Raw genomic sequence first — 14730 nt, 5'->3', positions numbered from 1 at the left:
GTAGTTTGAACGTGAACTATAGAGAAATCGAAAGACAAATATACTATAAGACCTTTTTATTGAATTCATTATTATTTCAAGACAATATTATTTTCTACCGATACCGGAAAAATAATAAAGGAGATAAAATATCAGAATAGAATTGATATAATAAATAATGCATTTCCCTTTTATCTGAAAAAATAATGCGTTTGTCTGTATTGGAGAATATAAACGAATTGTTATATGAAAAATCCCGGATACCTGATTGTGTTTTTTATTCAGTTTACCTGCTTTAGTACATCGAATATCTTTGGTCAAAGTACATCTTCTCTGATCCATTTTGGTCTTATTGCAGATATACAGTATGGAGATTGTGATACGCATGGAAATCGTTATTATAGAAACTCATTGAAGAAACTGACGGCTTGCGTAGAAGAACTGAATAAACAAAAAGTCCAGTTTACGATCAATTTAGGAGACATCGTTGACAGAAAGCCTGCTGATATGGACCCGGTGGTAAAACTACTGAAAAAATTGGATGCTCCGGTTTATAATACGACAGGAAATCATGATTACAAAGGGTTTACAAATAATGAAGATTTATTCAGGAAATTAGAAATGCCGGCAGAGTATTATTCTTTTAAGAAAGAGAACTGGCTTTTCATTGTGCTTAATACCAATGAAGTTGCTTCTTATGCCAATATTAAAGGAAGTTGGAAAGAACCCGAACTGTCGGCTATGCTGGATCGTATCCAATCGGCTAAAAGAAATAATGATCAGAATTGGAACGGAGGAATCAGTAGCCGCCAATTAAAATGGCTGAAAAATTTGTTGCAGGCAGCACAGGAGAGAGGTGAAAATGTGCTGATCTTTTCACATAATCCGGTTTATCCGGCTACGGAATTTACAGCCTTGAATGATCAGGAAATACTGAATACTATTGTTGCTTTTTCTTGTGTAAATGTGTTATTAGCGGTCATCATCATGCGGGTGCTTTTGCTTATTATAAGAATATACCGTGTGTAACGATAGAAGGTATGATTGAAACCGAGAATGAAAATGCCTTTGATATTGTGGATATAAAGGAAAGGGAGATTGTTTTAACTGGATACGGGAGATCGAGATCGTATACTATTCCACTGAAATAGAGAAATCTAAATGATATTTATAAAAGTAAGATTTCCACTTTCCCTTAGGGATATTCAGGAAAGGGGGCATTCATCTGTCATCGTATTATTAAACAGTTATACGACCTTTCCCTCGTAACCTAATGTTATCCTTTATACTATAAATATTTTTGTTTTACTATTATTGTAGAAGAGAACCTTTTCATGATAAATATGCTCTGCACGGGCTTTATCCCGAAAATAAAACTATTTGCTGGCTTCTGCACAGAAACTGTTTTTTACCCGCTTATTTCCATAAACATTGACAGACATTTTATAAGAATGAAGGTTATTCTTTTCTATTTTATAAACTTTTCAACGACCGATGTTGAAATAATTCAGTACAAATATGATAAAAATAATCAGGGACCTATACCATTGATTTCAATAAAGAGATTTACTTTTGTTATAATTTAAACTTTTTTTTAATGAAATATAGTGGCAAAATTTTCCCTATGGATAAATATATTATTGAAGCTGTCAGAAGACGGAGGCAAAAACTTGGCATGACGCAGGAAGACCTGTCGCTTGCATTGGAAGTAAGTTCTACTTTTGTAAATCATGTTGAATCTTCAAAATATAGAACAAAGTATAATATACATCATCTCAATAAACTGGCTGAAACGATGAATTGTTCTATCTCTGATTTTTTGCCATCCCCTTATTTAAAAGATAATAGGTAAGATAAAATTCACGGACAGACTTTTGCAGAATCAGCAATCTGATTTAATGACGAGTGAATTAAAACGTACTTTTACATATTCCTCATATAAAATTTAAAAAATGATGAAAATAAAAAATGCCAATCAATAGATTTTCCCGTTGATTGACATTCAATAGATTATTATTCTACTTGGGCTTGAACCAAGGTCCCCCTGATTATGAGAAGAGGTTTTAGCATATTCTTTTATTTTCTGCTTTTGACTATTCTTGTAAAGAAAGCAGAATATCAAAGCATTATGAGGAAATGTGTATCCACCTTTTTGAAGTGATCCTGCCTTTATTTGTAAATTTGTACGCAAGTAAGTGTACACGACGTGTATAGCAAAGTGTACATATTAGAGTCTTCATTACACCGGAAATGTGGATGATTATTCGACGTTGGGGTAATCTAGTTGTGCCGGATAATTATATTTTTAATACAATTGAACATACTGATGAGGAAAAACTGCATTATAAATGAAAGAAATGGTTTCTCAAACAGTTTAATCAAAAAATGAAAATTATAGGAGCTACAGTTGGTATTTATAATATTACAACTTATACTGTAAGACATTTTTTCGCTACGATTTATAAAAAGAAAAGGAGTTAATATGGCTTATATTTCTGAGAGCTTGGGACATACCCATCTGAATACAACTCAGTCTTATCTGGATTCTTTTGAAACAGAAGAACGTCGAAAAAACGCTAAGTTATTAACTGAATTATAATGAAATGGAACTTTCTGTCTTTGGGTTGGTTAGGTAGTTCTGTAATTCTGATTATAGGTATAACATCGTCCGTTGTCGAGATTGTAAATAAAGGGTGTTTGAAGATCATTGTTATTTTCTGCTATCTAATACCTTTTATTTTACAGTCTCCTGTTTATTATTTCAATTTCCGGTTTTTTGGGATTTTGTTGATTTCATTGAATATGTGCTTCTGTGTTGTTTTTCCATTCTTCGGAAAGTATGTTTTGGCAATTTTCATACACGGTGTGTATGATATCCATTGCTTTCTCTTTAGAGATTCTGATGCTTTCCCCGACAATAAGCATATCACTTAAGGATGGTTTCCCGTTGTTGTTGACAGAAGTGGCGTGTTCCCCGTGATATCCGGTTTTACACAACGTCAGGTCATAGGCCGGAGCGAGTGACCATTTGCCTTCTCTGCAGATAAAGCTGAAATTTTTGGCATGGTCATCTTTATTATCCGTAAATACGTTGAAAACCATACGTCGGAACATTTCCTCGACCTCTGAAGGACTTTGGGTAAGGAAACCGGTAAGATGCAGCAGGATTTTATAATCTAATTTCGGTTGTTGAATGGATTCATTCAGAAGGGCTCCTGCTGTGGCGATGTGTAACCTTTCTTCTCCTGCGAGATCAAATCGTTTACTGGCAAAATATTTACCTTCCAGAAGTTTGAAATCCGGTACTTGTATTCCGCACTTTCGGGCGGCAAGATTATATTCATATTCCATTTGTCCCATATCCTGCGGATCGTAGATATGACGGAATTTTACCAACCATGCCCCTTGTTCATCTCTGAGCAGGCATTTTGGACGGCAGCCACCGGAATTACCACTGTTAAAATAAAGAATCTCTTCCCCTTCGTTCACTTTCTCTCCCAAAACTTCCAGTGCCAGTTTCTGCAAGGAATCGAGTTCCGGTAGGGTTTTATTCTCTCCGATATAAGTCTCAGGAACGTAACATAATGCTCCCATCCCGGAACTACCGATGATACTAAGCCTTTGAACCGGAGTCAGGGTGCTGTCATCGATATTTCTTTTTTTTAATAATCGGTGGAGTAAATACCTTCCATAGCCATCAGGCAGACTGTCTTCGAAAATTCCAAAATTTCCGTAAAAAGGTTCCGGCTTTGCAATAAATAAATCCGGTTTTAGAGGAAGTTCAAGAGGAGATATGGAAAAACCTGTTGCCAACCATTCTTTTTCATACTGGAAGGCGCACCGGGTATGATCGGGTGTCATCGTTAATTCACCTACTTTCCTATCGTGATAAAATACGGCCAGTTTATCTGTTAATTTCATTCCGTCCTCTCTTTCTGTTTTGGTTGCGGTTAATTCTGTCCAGTTCCTGAATGGTGTTGTATTTAGGTTCTGAGAGTAGATTCTTGATTTCGTCCGAATATCCCAGGGCTTTGCAGAGTGCAACGTATGATTCCAGTGAGATTTTATGGTTCTTTTCAAACTTAGCGATAGTAGGTGCAGGTACTCCACTTAGTTGGGAAAGCATCACACGGGATATATTTTTTTCTAATCTCCTTTTTTTCAGATTCCGGGAGAGAACCTGCATCAGATCTTCAACAGAATCTAGATTGAAGTCATATATAAGATTCATTATAGTATCTTTTATATTGAAAAAGTGAGAATAATTGATATTATAGTATCTTTTACAAAGATAAGGAAAAGGGAATATAGAAACAAATTTATTTGAATTCTGTTGAGACGTGGTTTATCTTATTTAAAAATAGAGAAATCCGGCGAATTATGGTCAGAGTTTTGCTGATAAATAGTAAGTTTTCCTATTCATCAATTTAACTTTTGCTGCCAACCTAATATATTATTTATCATATCTTATGAAGGATTTAACATACTAACTACTTGTTTTGAGGTTACTTTTTAATTCATGAATTACTTTTTGTTGTTCATTTGTGAGTTTTTCCAATTGTTCCAATATAGCTTCTGTTGTCTTTTCCTTTTTCGTGGCGTTATTTTTTGTGGTTCTATATTCTGCTATAAAATTCAGGACAGGAGATTGTTTTTGCATGAAATTTTCTAATGTTTCACCCATATTTTTTTCTTCCAAAGAGAGGAAATCTTCAAACTCTTTCACCCATATTTTTTCCTATTCAAGTGCGTTTTCGTCCATAGAGGCATGAATACATAATTTAACGGACATCATATAATTATCGTAGAAAGTCTGGGCTAAACTACTCCATGAAACATTTTTTTCCAAATGTAATCGTTTCCAGATTGTTTTGTCCTTTTTTAATTTATAAAGTAAATCAATGGCTTGCGTAGGCGTACAGGGAGAATCGTCCGGATGGATACCTTCTAAAGTAATCGCTTTCAATGCAGATGGGTTGGTATTAATCAATTCAAGGGTTTTTCGAACGGCCCATAGTTGATGGAAGTCATCTCCTGCATTGTATTCAGGGGCATCTAGTGTGGAATGATATTGGTTCGTCATAGTTGAAATTAAGGTATAATCAGCACAACACTCTTTTATTATGTTTATGACAAATATACTCAGAAGAAAGGAATTCAACAATTTTGGAGGGAATGGAGTTTGGATAGGCGGGGAATATTGAATCCTATTATTCAGTCTGCTTGCAAGCCTCGAAAGTATCATTTACTTTTGTTTTATGGATACGTATATAAAAATACAACCTTTTTATGGGAAATTCTCCATAATTTGAAATAATCACTTAATTTTGAAAGCATAAAATCAGGAAGATGGGATATTATCATGACAGTAAGGATGGACAGTTACCTTATAACCCTAATGATGTGGATATAAGGCAGCAAAGTTTTGCTGTACACCATATTGTAGAGATGATAAAGGAGGAGGATATTTATTTGCAACCAGAGAAGAGGCGTAGGCGTTCAGAAGAATGGAATAAAGAGCAGAAAAGCCGGTTGATAGAATCTTTGATTATGCGGATTCCGTTACCCATTTTCTATTTGGATGGCAGCAGAACCCCTTGGCGGGTAATAGATGGTACTCAAAGATTAAAGGCTCTCTACGAATATATTGAAGAGCAGGAATTTGGATTAGTGGGATTAGAATATCTGAAAAATTTTGAAAGGGCTTTTTTTTCTGATCTGCCTTTTAATTATCAGAGAGCCATACAAACTGCAATTATAGAAGCATATATTATAAACCCCGGAACTCCGGAACGGATCAAACAAGATATTTTTTTAAGAATTAATCCTGACGTAGATAAACTTTCTGTCTGGAAAAGGAGACGTTTCTATTACCGGGGAGCTCCTATGCAATTTATCGATAAATTAGCACGTGATACACACTTTTTGGATGCTACTGGGCAAATTGCTCTCAGAGCCAGAAACCGTGATGAAGATAGGGAATATGTTTTACGATTTGTAGCTTTCTTTTGTTTTCTCAGTAGTTATCGTCCTCCTTATAATGATTTTTTGGAATATACACTTGACCGTTTGTATGATTTTACGGATAACGAATTAAAGCATATTTATTCCAGTTTCAAAAAGGCGATGGATGCTTATCGGGACTTTTGGAGCGATTTATCTTTTTTGTCAGATGCCGAGTTTTCGGATTTTAAAAAATTGCGGTCTATTGATTTGTTTGAAATATGGTCAGTCCATTTTGGATTAAGGTCAGGCGATGAATTAGAGATATTAATGAATCGGAGGGAATATGCGATTCGTCATTTTATGGCATTATTAAAAGAGGGAGAATTACAAGAAGCATTACAATCAACAAGTTTTAATGCTATCGAATTTCGGTTCCGTGCAATCCATGATTTAATAAACAATGTAATTTATCGTTATGCTTACTAATGTATATTTGTTTCAGTTTAAAAGATTCAAAGATGAATTGATTGAATTTTTTCCATTGACCTTATTAACAGGAATAAATGGCATGGGAAAATCCAGCGTTATAGAATCCTTGTTAGCCTTAAGGCAAAGTTATGACAGGGGGGATTTACAAAATAACAACAAGCTTGTCATTGAAGATAAATTAGTCAACTTAATCAGCCCGGACGATATGCTTTGCTCTGTAGCTGATTCTTTCAAAGTGAAGATAGGTTTGACTGACCATCCGGCCGGACAGGGTGAATGGGCTGTTGAAGCTACCGGAAGCATAAACACTTTACCGCTAACTTTTAAAAGTGAAGCGGGCAATATATATCATTCAAATTTGTTTGATACTTCCTTTCAATATTTAAGGGCAGAGCGAATCGGTCCTCGTGCGGTTTATAACCGTTTATCGGTTGCCGTGTCCCATAGTCCTATTGGCTGTAGCGGAGAATTTGTCGCTAACCGCTTACTGGAATCAGTTACTAAAAACGAAACAGTGGAATTGGACCGTTTGATTTTGCCGAATATCGGTAAGACTGTCTACGACCAGTTATCTGCTTGGATTAGTGAGATTCTCTATCCGGGGACAAAAGTGTATTTTGATGATAGTGACGAAACGAAAATTAAATTAGAATATTCTTTCAGGGAGGAACAAACCAAGCGGTTTAATCCGGTTAATATCGGTTTTGGATTTTCCTTTGCTTTACCCGTTATTTTGGCTGCATTGACGGCTAAAAAAGGGTCTTTACTTATTGTAGAAAACCCGGAAGCTCATCTTCATCCGAAAGGTCAGTCCCGGATGGGGCGCTTTTTGGCATTGGCTGCACAAAGCGGATTGCAGATTATCATTGAAACCCACAGCGATCATCTTTTGAATGGAATCCGGGTTGCCGTTAAACAAAAAGAACTGGATTATCATAAAACTCAGATTCATTTTTTTACCAATATTCCCCCAATGCAGGGAGGAGGAAAAATCTCTTTTGCCATAGAGGAAGACGGAGGTTTAGAAAAATGGCCGCCAGACTTTTTTGATGAATGGGATAATATGTTAGATCGGTTAATCGAATAGAATGAATTGCTATATCAATGATCTTTCATTTCAACCCGAACAAAATATAACTGATGGGAGAGGTTTGGCAAAGACTTTTATCGATACGTGTGAGTTAGCCGGACAATTTACTTTTGGGAGAATATTTGTTCCTGAAGATTATATGTATCGTCCTATTGCCCGGGGAATTACCTTTGAGATTTTGAAAAATACAGAGGACAGGAATTTATCTTCACGTTTAAAGAGTATTAGAAGCCATCAATTCAAAAAGATTACTTCTGATAATCCTGTTGATAATTTGATACCATTTTCGCACGAAGGGCAGGCTTCTGAATTTTTAGCAAAGGCTTGTTATTGGAAAGTACCGGTTATTAGCTTCCTGACTGCTGAAAAATGGAAAAAATGTACTTTAGAACTTCAATGTTTGTCTGATAGTGATATTGAAGTAAAAAATTTAAGAAATTTAGGATGTTTCCAACATTTTGAAGAGCATAAAGAATACCTGATAGAAATTATTCAGAGAGAATATGAAGATTGCAAATGGAATTCTCGCGAAACCCCTTTTAGGAGAAAGGAGCTATGCCAAAATTATCTGAAAAGTTTGCAATATAAGGATAGATTGCAAGCGTGTGATAAAAAAACAAAAATGGCAATGTTTTTAGAAGTTGGGACTTATATTGCAATATGGAACGGATGGATTTATGAGAAACGTTTAAGTGAATTAAATTCAACTAAGGGTATAAAAAGAAAAATTTTCAAAGGCGGTAATCCGACTTGCTACCTGTCAATAGATGTTATGCACGGATGTTTTGAATTTTTAGATAGACAGGGAAAACATATTACCGAATATAATTTTGAGGCGGAGGATCAGAATAAACATTATAAGGATGGTTCACATGATATAAATGTATGATACGATTAAAAGCGTTGCGACCTTTGTATTGATTAATTTGTCATATTTATTGGGTATGCTTTAAATGTAAAAGTATGATAGAAGTATGCTTTGATATGCATTAAAGAAAATACGGTATATTTATTTGATGTTTATTCAAAAACTAATTTAAAATAATAAAATCTGTTTCATTCTCAAATTAGTAATGTCTAGTCCCCTGCTTTTTCTGGTGCGGAATAAATCGACAGTCATAATTTGTTTTGTAAATAAGAACTGTTTGGAGAGAAAAGAGATTTCTTTGGTAAAAACCTAAATAATAAATAAAAAGATAGTAAAACGCTACTTGGTGATACTTCAGGCGTTAGATTCATAATCCGAAGATTGGCAGAAAAATATACACATATTTTGGAATACTTTAAGATAGTATACCAAAAAGTGTGTATTTCTTATCTTTTCTCATCTTTGCAAAATTATTTGTTTTTAGTAAAATAATCTTGATTCTAAAAAATTATATATAGGATATTTGTAGATATCTGCATTTTGAGCAACTGTGCCCATGAGTAAAATGATCGCCTGTAGATTCGGCATAGTTCCTTTCATCTTAATTACCCTCTTATAATCCTTGGTCAGTCTTTCAATTCAGTTTGTTGTATAAATCATGCCCTTGATTTCTTTTTCATATTTATAATACGTGAAGTAAAACCTATACCTTTTGTGCTGATACCTTTTAAGCGGCGGATAACTCTTCTGCCATCTTTGTATAAACTGTTTAAATGTCTCAAATGCCTTTTCTGGGGTAATCTTCCATTGATCAGGTGCAAATATCTGTTTGAGTTTTACCATGACCTGTTTTTTGTCCCAGGGTTTGACCTTATTCACGATATTCCTTTTCAGGTGAACAGTACATAATTGCAGATCCGCTTGGGGAAAAGTATCTGCCAGGGTATTTTCGATACCCGGTGATCCATCGCATACCAGCAGGTCTACAACGGTTACCTCTTTTTCTTTCAAGTCCTGAAAAACATCTTTCCAGTTCGTGGTGCTTTCTGTCGGGAAGTGTGCCACAGTTCGCACTTCCCTGGTTCGGTCTTCCCTGACTCCCAATACGGTATAATAAGCTTCATTACTAACCGACTCGTCACGGCGGGTCAGAACATAGATGGCATCAATATAAAGGATAGGATAACGATGTTCCAGATTACGACTAAGTCATGTGGTTACATCTTCACGCGCATTGTCGAGAAGGCGCCTGACCTGGCTTTTACTGTAATGTTTACCGTAAAACTGCTCATAGATCTTACCCACCTGTTCTGTAGTCTGACCACTGTAACAGAGGCTGACCGGTTTTTGAGCTTTCTCTTCTGATCTTTCAGCACGCCTAGAAGTTGCTGTTGCGACTGCGGGGGACAAAAAGTTCCAAAACTTTGCCACCGTGACATACCCGACGATCACGAAGACCATTACTTACATCAGATTATGCTTCATTGTGAAGACTACGTCCTGAAAGCATCAGACTTTCCAAACCTTGTTTGACCAAGTCCTGATGACCAGATTCCTCATTTGTGATTTCGGAGATTATTTCCAAAATTTGCTCATGTATAAATTTCATAAATTATCGTTTTTGAAGTCCACTTACAAAAATGATTAAGATGGGGATTTAAACACTTTTAGAAACACTATCAACACTATCTACAATTAAAGGGGAAAAAATAACGAAGTGTACATGAAGTGTACAAAATTAAAAAAGCAGTTACATTTGCTTGTAACTGCTTGATTTTCTGTGGTCCCACTTGGGCTTGAACCAAGGACCCCCTGATTATGAGTCAGGTGCTCTAACCAGCTGAGCTATGGGACCTACACTCACGTGTGTTAAGGATTTCACTCTTTAACGGGTGCAAATATAGGGATAAAATCCGGTTTTTTGCAAAGGATGTAAGAAAAAAATGTTACTTTCGTTCGCAATGAATAGAAAATGAGTGAATTTCTATAGAAATACAGGTGGAACGTGGATTAGCAGAAGGAATATGAAGATTTGTTTATTGGTGATCGGAAAGACTGATGGGGCTTATATTCGGGCGGGAATCGAAGAATATGAGAAACGGATGGGCAAATATGTGAATTATGAAATGAAGGTGTTGCCGGATATAAAAAACAGTAAACATATGAGTGAGGGGATACAAAAAGAGAAAGAAGGGGAATTGATAAGGGAACAATTGCAGGCCGGTGATTTTGTCGTCTTGCTGGACGAAAGAGGAAAACAGTTCAGTTCGGTGGAATTTTCTGCTTACGTGGCACAGAAAATGCAAGCTGGAATAAAACGGATGGTTTTTATAATAGGGGGGCCTTATGGATTTGCAGAAAAAATTTATGAACGTGGAAACGATAAAATTTCTTTGTCTAAAATGACATTTTCCCATCAAATGGTCAGAATGATATTTATAGAACAATTGTACCGGGCCATGACAATCTGGAAAGGAGAGCCCTATCATCATCTTTAAGAAGGGTAAAATTTGTAAGTAAGAAATACATGAAAAGAGCATTATTCGTTTTTACTGCCGGGATCATTCTTTTACTAGGGGTTGTCTCGTGGGAATATATCTTTGATCGTCAGCACATGGACAGTTGGGCCGGACATTTTGAAAAGCGCTTACATCAAAAGGAAACGGAAGCGGATGAAATGTTTTTACAATTTAAAGATACTGTAGACATTAATGAATATGACTGGGATGAAGATTTAATATTTGTCGGATTTAAAGATAAAAAGATTTTTTTCTGGACAAATGAAATTGTAGGGATGGATGGTTTGTATGAGGTGTTAAATACGAATGAAAATTTTTTAAAAATCAACAATGCTTTTTACGAGGTACGGAAAAAGACATACGGGAATTCGGAGTATTTTGCGCTTTTGCATATTATGGACAGTTATCCTTATAAAAATAAATATGTAAAAAACCAGTTCGGAAAATTTTTGGGGGTGGGAAGGGAAAATGCTGATAATATTAGTGTCAAGCGTTTTGCCGCTGATGAAGAACCTGTCATTGTCAATAAAGAAGGGGAGAAGCTTTTTTATATTGAACATAATGAAGATTTTAAAGACCGTTCCGTGAATTATATCTTTATCGTATGTTATTTATTGTTTTTTTTGAGCCTTTTTTATATCTACGATCAGTTATTAGCTTCGGCCGCTTCTTTCCGGATACAAATTATATACATCCTTGGGTTTATTCTCTTTTTATGGGGATTACGGTATGTTATGCTTATGAATGAAGTGCCGGCTTCTCTCTACCGGCTTCCTATATTTGATAAAAGCATCATTCAGGGTGGATTGGTTTACTCGATTGGGGATTTGGTAATGTCGGCTTTTTCGATTGTTCAGGTTTTGTATATCACTTTTGCCAATTTAAAAGTCAACTATCAGAGTGTACAGTTGAAACGTTTCCGGTATAAGATCTTTTGCGGCTTTTTAGTTTTTGCTTTTTTCTATATTCTCTTTTTAAATTATTCCATTGGTTCTTTGATCGAGACGACAGATGTGCATATGAATATTGCCCGGGTTGTAAATGTAGGGAGCGCTTCTGTATTGGCTTTTGTATCGCTTATCATGGGAGGGTTGGGTTTGATCATTATTGTAGACGGGTCTGTCAGTATGATCAAGGCCTTGCTTCCCATGAAGATTGTTCTGTGCATAAGCGTAGGTATTCTGGGCTTTTTAGCTTTATGTTGTTTCGGGGCAGATGCTGACATAAATGGGTGGGGATGCTTGTTTTTATTGTTTTTATATGTTTTGCTTATTTTAAACCGGTATTGGGTGAAAAGGGATGTACAGCGGAGCGTGTATCTGCTTATTATGGCTTTACTGTCTATTTACCTGGTATTGGTGGCAAAAAAATATGAACAGTATCGGGAGTTGACCCAAAGAGCGGGATATGCAACGGAATTGATAGAGGAACGGGATTATAATTTTGAAAACAAATTAATTGAAATCAGTGCTCAAATTAATGATTCGGAGATTATTGCAGATTTTGTTGCAAATTATAACGAGGAATTTTTAAAGATGTGTTTGACAGACGATCTGTTAGACTTAAAGGGTTACAATTATATATCCGAAATTACCTTGTGCCGGGAGTACGATAGTTTGTGGTTAGAACCGGATAAAATTTTATACAGTTGCCGGGAATATTTCAATGAATTGATTTCAAATCATTGTATTCAGATAGAGCATTCGGATTTTTATGCTATCACGGTATTTGATGGCTTTGTATCTTATATCGGCCGGTTTGTGTTTGGGGATGTCGTTTTATATTTGCGTTTTGATTCCACCAAAGATAGCGAAGGAGCGGGGTATCCTCAAATTTTATCCCGTAAATCAATAGAAGGTGAAAATATTGCCTATCCTTATTCTTATGCTAAATATAAGAGCAGGCAACTGATATATTCTTCGGGAGAATTTAATTATTACAAATCCTTGGATTTTTTCGGGGAATACAGTGGAAATATAGAGATTGTCGAAAAGGACGATTATTCTCATATGATTATACCTGTGGATAAAGATTGTGTGTTGGTAATGAGTCTTTCTGATAGTATATTTTCTTTGTATTATGTCAATGTATTGTATGCTTTTTTTATTTGTATCCTCCTTTCCTCTTATGGGCTGTTTTTCCGACGGAATTATCCTTTGAATTACAGGAGGGGAACCCTAAAGGCCAAAATCAAAAACAGTATTATTTCTTTGATATTCGGCTTATTCGTAATTCTGACAACTTTGTCTATTTCTTTGAATACAAAAAGTTTTGAAAAGCGGCATAATTCCAAAGCCATGGAATTTTTGAAGTTTATCAATAAAGAACTGGAGCGCCTGGAATGTGTGGAGTATCTGGAATGTCCTGAGATTATGGATGTATTGGTGGAGTTATCGGAAGTATTGAAGATTGATATTAACATTTATTCTCAGCAGGGGATGTTAGTAGCGACCTCCCGTCCGGAAATTTTCAGTACTGGTTTTAATGGTTACCTGATAGACGCTAAGGCCTTGAAAAGTATTGTGGGCCAAGGGGCTATGAGTTACGTCGGCAAAGGACATATCGGAGAGTTGGATTATATGTCTGTTTATATGCCGTTAGTGTTGGAGAATGGGAAATCGTATGTGATTCATGTTCCTTATTTTACTCAAAACGATGAGTTGAATATGGATATTGTGATTATGGTGATTATTGCTATTAATATTGCCATTGTCGTTATGGTATTGGCATTTATCCTCTCGGGAATTGTTGCCGAAAGGGTAACCAAACCGTTGCAGTTAGTAAATGATAAGCTGAAAGAGATGCGCATCGGGGGGAAAAATGAAAAAATTGATTACGAACGGCAGGACGAGGTCGGAAGACTGGTAAGGGAGTATAATAATATGGTTGAAAAACTGGAAGACAATATAAATCAGCTGGCCAGGTCTGAACGGGAGAGTGCATGGCGTGAAATGGCCCGTCAGATCGCTCATGAGATCAAGAATCCTCTTACTCCTATGAAATTGAATATTCAATTTATGCAACGTTCTTTACAAGTAGAGGATCCCCAGGAATTCAAACGAAGGTTCAAAGATATTTCGACAATATTAATAGAACAAATCGACCATATGGCTTCAATTGCCTCTGCTTTTTCAGATTTCGCGAAAATGCCCGTATCCCAAAGGGAAGTGTTTGACATTAGTGAGATGACTAATCGTGCTGTTCTGTTGTTTGCGAAAAATGTGGATGATCTGAGTTATGCCATTGAGCCTCATATTCAGGTTTGTGCCGATAAAGGACAGGTCTACAGAGTGATTATCAATGTGTTGAAGAATGCTGTACAGAGTATTCCGGAAGGAAGAGCCGGAAAAATTGAAGTCGATGTTTCCCGTAAGGAAAAAAATGTTGTCATCCGTATTAAAGATAACGGTTGTGGCATTCCCGATGAACTGAGAAATAAAATTTTCGAACCGAATTTTACAACTAAAACCAGTGGAATGGGACTTGGATTAGCCATTTCCCGTCGGATTATGGAAAGTATGGAAGGTACTATTGAGTTTAAGAGTCTGGAAATCGGAACAGAATTTATAATCACTTTAGAGACATATAAATAGAATGATTATTTTCTTTTCAGGTGGGTGCGCACTTTGTAGGAAAACTTTACCCATATTTTTTATTTTATAAAATGATGTGTTTAGTAGTAGATTCTTTATAAGTTTACCTTTTAAATCCTAGAAAAACGATTATGTTATTTCAATTTATTATCATAGGTGTAATTGTTTTGACAGCCTTAGTCGTGGTATGGTGGCTATACCGGAGGGTACATGCACCTGCCGGACCTGAAAGAACGTTAGTTACTG

General features: G+C 36.0%; 12 protein-coding genes and 1 tRNA gene. 7 read left to right on the top strand and 6 right to left on the bottom strand.

Annotated features, from left to right (window positions below; genetic code table 11):
• Positions 1 to 225 precede the first annotated feature (225 nt).
• Both Q0465_RS08090 and Q0465_RS08085 read left to right on the top strand, forming a co-directional pair.
• Complete coding sequence (locus tag Q0465_RS08090) at positions 226 to 1008, top strand: metallophosphoesterase (RefSeq protein ID WP_298614891.1); 783 nt, start codon at positions 226 to 228, stop codon at positions 1006 to 1008.
• A 568-nt stretch (positions 1009 to 1576) separates the two neighbouring features.
• Complete coding sequence (locus tag Q0465_RS08085; RefSeq protein ID WP_298614889.1) at positions 1577 to 1831, top strand: helix-turn-helix transcriptional regulator; 255 nt, start codon at positions 1577 to 1579, stop codon at positions 1829 to 1831.
• A 941-nt stretch (positions 1832 to 2772) separates the two neighbouring features.
• On the opposite strand, the gene Q0465_RS08080 is transcribed toward Q0465_RS08085, so the two are convergent.
• From Q0465_RS08080 to Q0465_RS08065, 4 genes are all read right to left on the bottom strand, one after another.
• The gene (locus tag Q0465_RS08080; RefSeq protein WP_298614887.1) at positions 2773 to 3900 is read right to left on the bottom strand and encodes a type II toxin-antitoxin system HipA family toxin; all 1128 of its coding nucleotides are present in this window, start codon (positions 3898 to 3900) and stop codon (positions 2773 to 2775) included.
• Positions 3884 to 4210: a helix-turn-helix domain-containing protein gene (locus tag Q0465_RS08075; protein ID WP_298614884.1), complete on the bottom strand. Its 327-nt coding sequence runs from the start codon at positions 4208 to 4210 to the stop codon at positions 3884 to 3886. Before Q0465_RS08075 ends, Q0465_RS08080 begins: the two co-directional genes overlap by 17 nt.
• Positions 4211 to 4465: 255 nt before the next feature.
• Complete coding sequence (locus tag Q0465_RS08070; RefSeq protein WP_298614882.1) at positions 4466 to 4705, bottom strand: hypothetical protein; 240 nt, start codon at positions 4703 to 4705, stop codon at positions 4466 to 4468.
• Between the two features lie 12 nt (positions 4706 to 4717).
• A complete protein-coding gene (locus Q0465_RS08065; RefSeq protein ID WP_298614880.1) occupies positions 4718 to 5062 on the bottom strand; it encodes a hypothetical protein in 345 nt (114 codons plus the stop codon).
• 266 nt (positions 5063 to 5328) lie between these two features.
• On the opposite strand from Q0465_RS08065, the gene Q0465_RS08060 reads away from it, so the two are divergent.
• From Q0465_RS08060 to Q0465_RS08050, 3 genes are read left to right on the top strand one after another with little or no spacing between them, the layout of a single operon-like run.
• The gene (locus tag Q0465_RS08060) at positions 5329 to 6411 is read left to right on the top strand and encodes a DUF262 domain-containing protein (RefSeq protein ID WP_298614878.1); all 1083 of its coding nucleotides are present in this window, start codon (positions 5329 to 5331) and stop codon (positions 6409 to 6411) included.
• Positions 6401 to 7501, top strand: a complete 1101-nt coding sequence (locus Q0465_RS08055; RefSeq protein WP_298614876.1) for a DUF3696 domain-containing protein — start codon at positions 6401 to 6403, stop codon at positions 7499 to 7501. Before Q0465_RS08060 ends, Q0465_RS08055 begins: the two co-directional genes overlap by 11 nt.
• Before the next feature lies 1 nt (position 7502).
• Positions 7503 to 8393: a hypothetical protein gene (locus Q0465_RS08050; RefSeq protein WP_298614873.1), complete on the top strand. Its 891-nt coding sequence runs from the start codon at positions 7503 to 7505 to the stop codon at positions 8391 to 8393.
• A 618-nt stretch (positions 8394 to 9011) separates the two neighbouring features.
• Here Q0465_RS08050 and Q0465_RS08045 read toward each other — a convergent pair.
• Both Q0465_RS08045 and Q0465_RS08040 read right to left on the bottom strand, forming a co-directional pair.
• Positions 9012 to 9524 carry a transposase gene (locus Q0465_RS08045; RefSeq protein WP_298615438.1) on the bottom strand — a complete coding sequence of 171 codons (513 nt, stop codon included), beginning with the start codon at positions 9522 to 9524 and terminating at the stop codon, positions 9012 to 9014.
• Between the two features lie 629 nt (positions 9525 to 10153).
• Positions 10154 to 10227 (bottom strand) — tRNA-Ile (locus tag Q0465_RS08040).
• Positions 10228 to 10396: 169 nt separating this feature from the next.
• Here Q0465_RS08040 and rlmH point away from each other — a divergent pair.
• Together rlmH and Q0465_RS08030 are read left to right on the top strand one after the other, a co-directional pair.
• Complete coding sequence (gene rlmH / locus Q0465_RS08035; protein ID WP_298614871.1) at positions 10397 to 10870, top strand: 23S rRNA (pseudouridine(1915)-N(3))-methyltransferase RlmH; 474 nt, start codon at positions 10397 to 10399, stop codon at positions 10868 to 10870.
• A 29-nt stretch (positions 10871 to 10899) separates the two neighbouring features.
• Positions 10900 to 14484, top strand: a complete 3585-nt coding sequence (locus Q0465_RS08030; RefSeq protein ID WP_298614868.1) for a HAMP domain-containing sensor histidine kinase — start codon at positions 10900 to 10902, stop codon at positions 14482 to 14484.
• Positions 14485 to 14730: the final 246 nt, after the last annotated feature.

This window comes from uncultured Odoribacter sp., assembly GCF_937966165.1.
In the GTDB taxonomy this organism is placed as follows: Bacteria; Bacteroidota; Bacteroidia; order Bacteroidales; family Marinifilaceae; genus Culturomica.
The sequence above is the reverse complement of the archived record's forward strand: the minus strand, read 5'-3'. Positions and strand labels throughout refer to the sequence as shown.

Coding starts and splice junctions, on each gene's coding strand:
- Q0465_RS08090 (WP_298614891.1), top strand. CDS start 226: ATGAAAAATCCCGGATACCTGATTGTGTTTTTTATTCAGTTTACCTGC.
- Q0465_RS08085 (WP_298614889.1), top strand. CDS start 1,577: ATGAAATATAGTGGCAAAATTTTCCCTATGGATAAATATATTATTGAA.
- Q0465_RS08080 (WP_298614887.1), bottom strand. CDS start 3,900: ATGAAATTAACAGATAAACTGGCCGTATTTTATCACGATAGGAAAGTA.
- Q0465_RS08075 (WP_298614884.1), bottom strand. CDS start 4,210: ATGAATCTTATATATGACTTCAATCTAGATTCTGTTGAAGATCTGATG.
- Q0465_RS08065 (WP_298614880.1), bottom strand. CDS start 5,062: ATGACGAACCAATATCATTCCACACTAGATGCCCCTGAATACAATGCA.
- Q0465_RS08060 (WP_298614878.1), top strand. CDS start 5,329: ATGGGATATTATCATGACAGTAAGGATGGACAGTTACCTTATAACCCT.
- Q0465_RS08055 (WP_298614876.1), top strand. CDS start 6,401: ATGCTTACTAATGTATATTTGTTTCAGTTTAAAAGATTCAAAGATGAA.
- Q0465_RS08050 (WP_298614873.1), top strand. CDS start 7,503: ATGAATTGCTATATCAATGATCTTTCATTTCAACCCGAACAAAATATA.
- rlmH (WP_298614871.1), top strand. CDS start 10,397: ATGAAGATTTGTTTATTGGTGATCGGAAAGACTGATGGGGCTTATATT.
- Q0465_RS08030 (WP_298614868.1), top strand. CDS start 10,900: ATGAAAAGAGCATTATTCGTTTTTACTGCCGGGATCATTCTTTTACTA.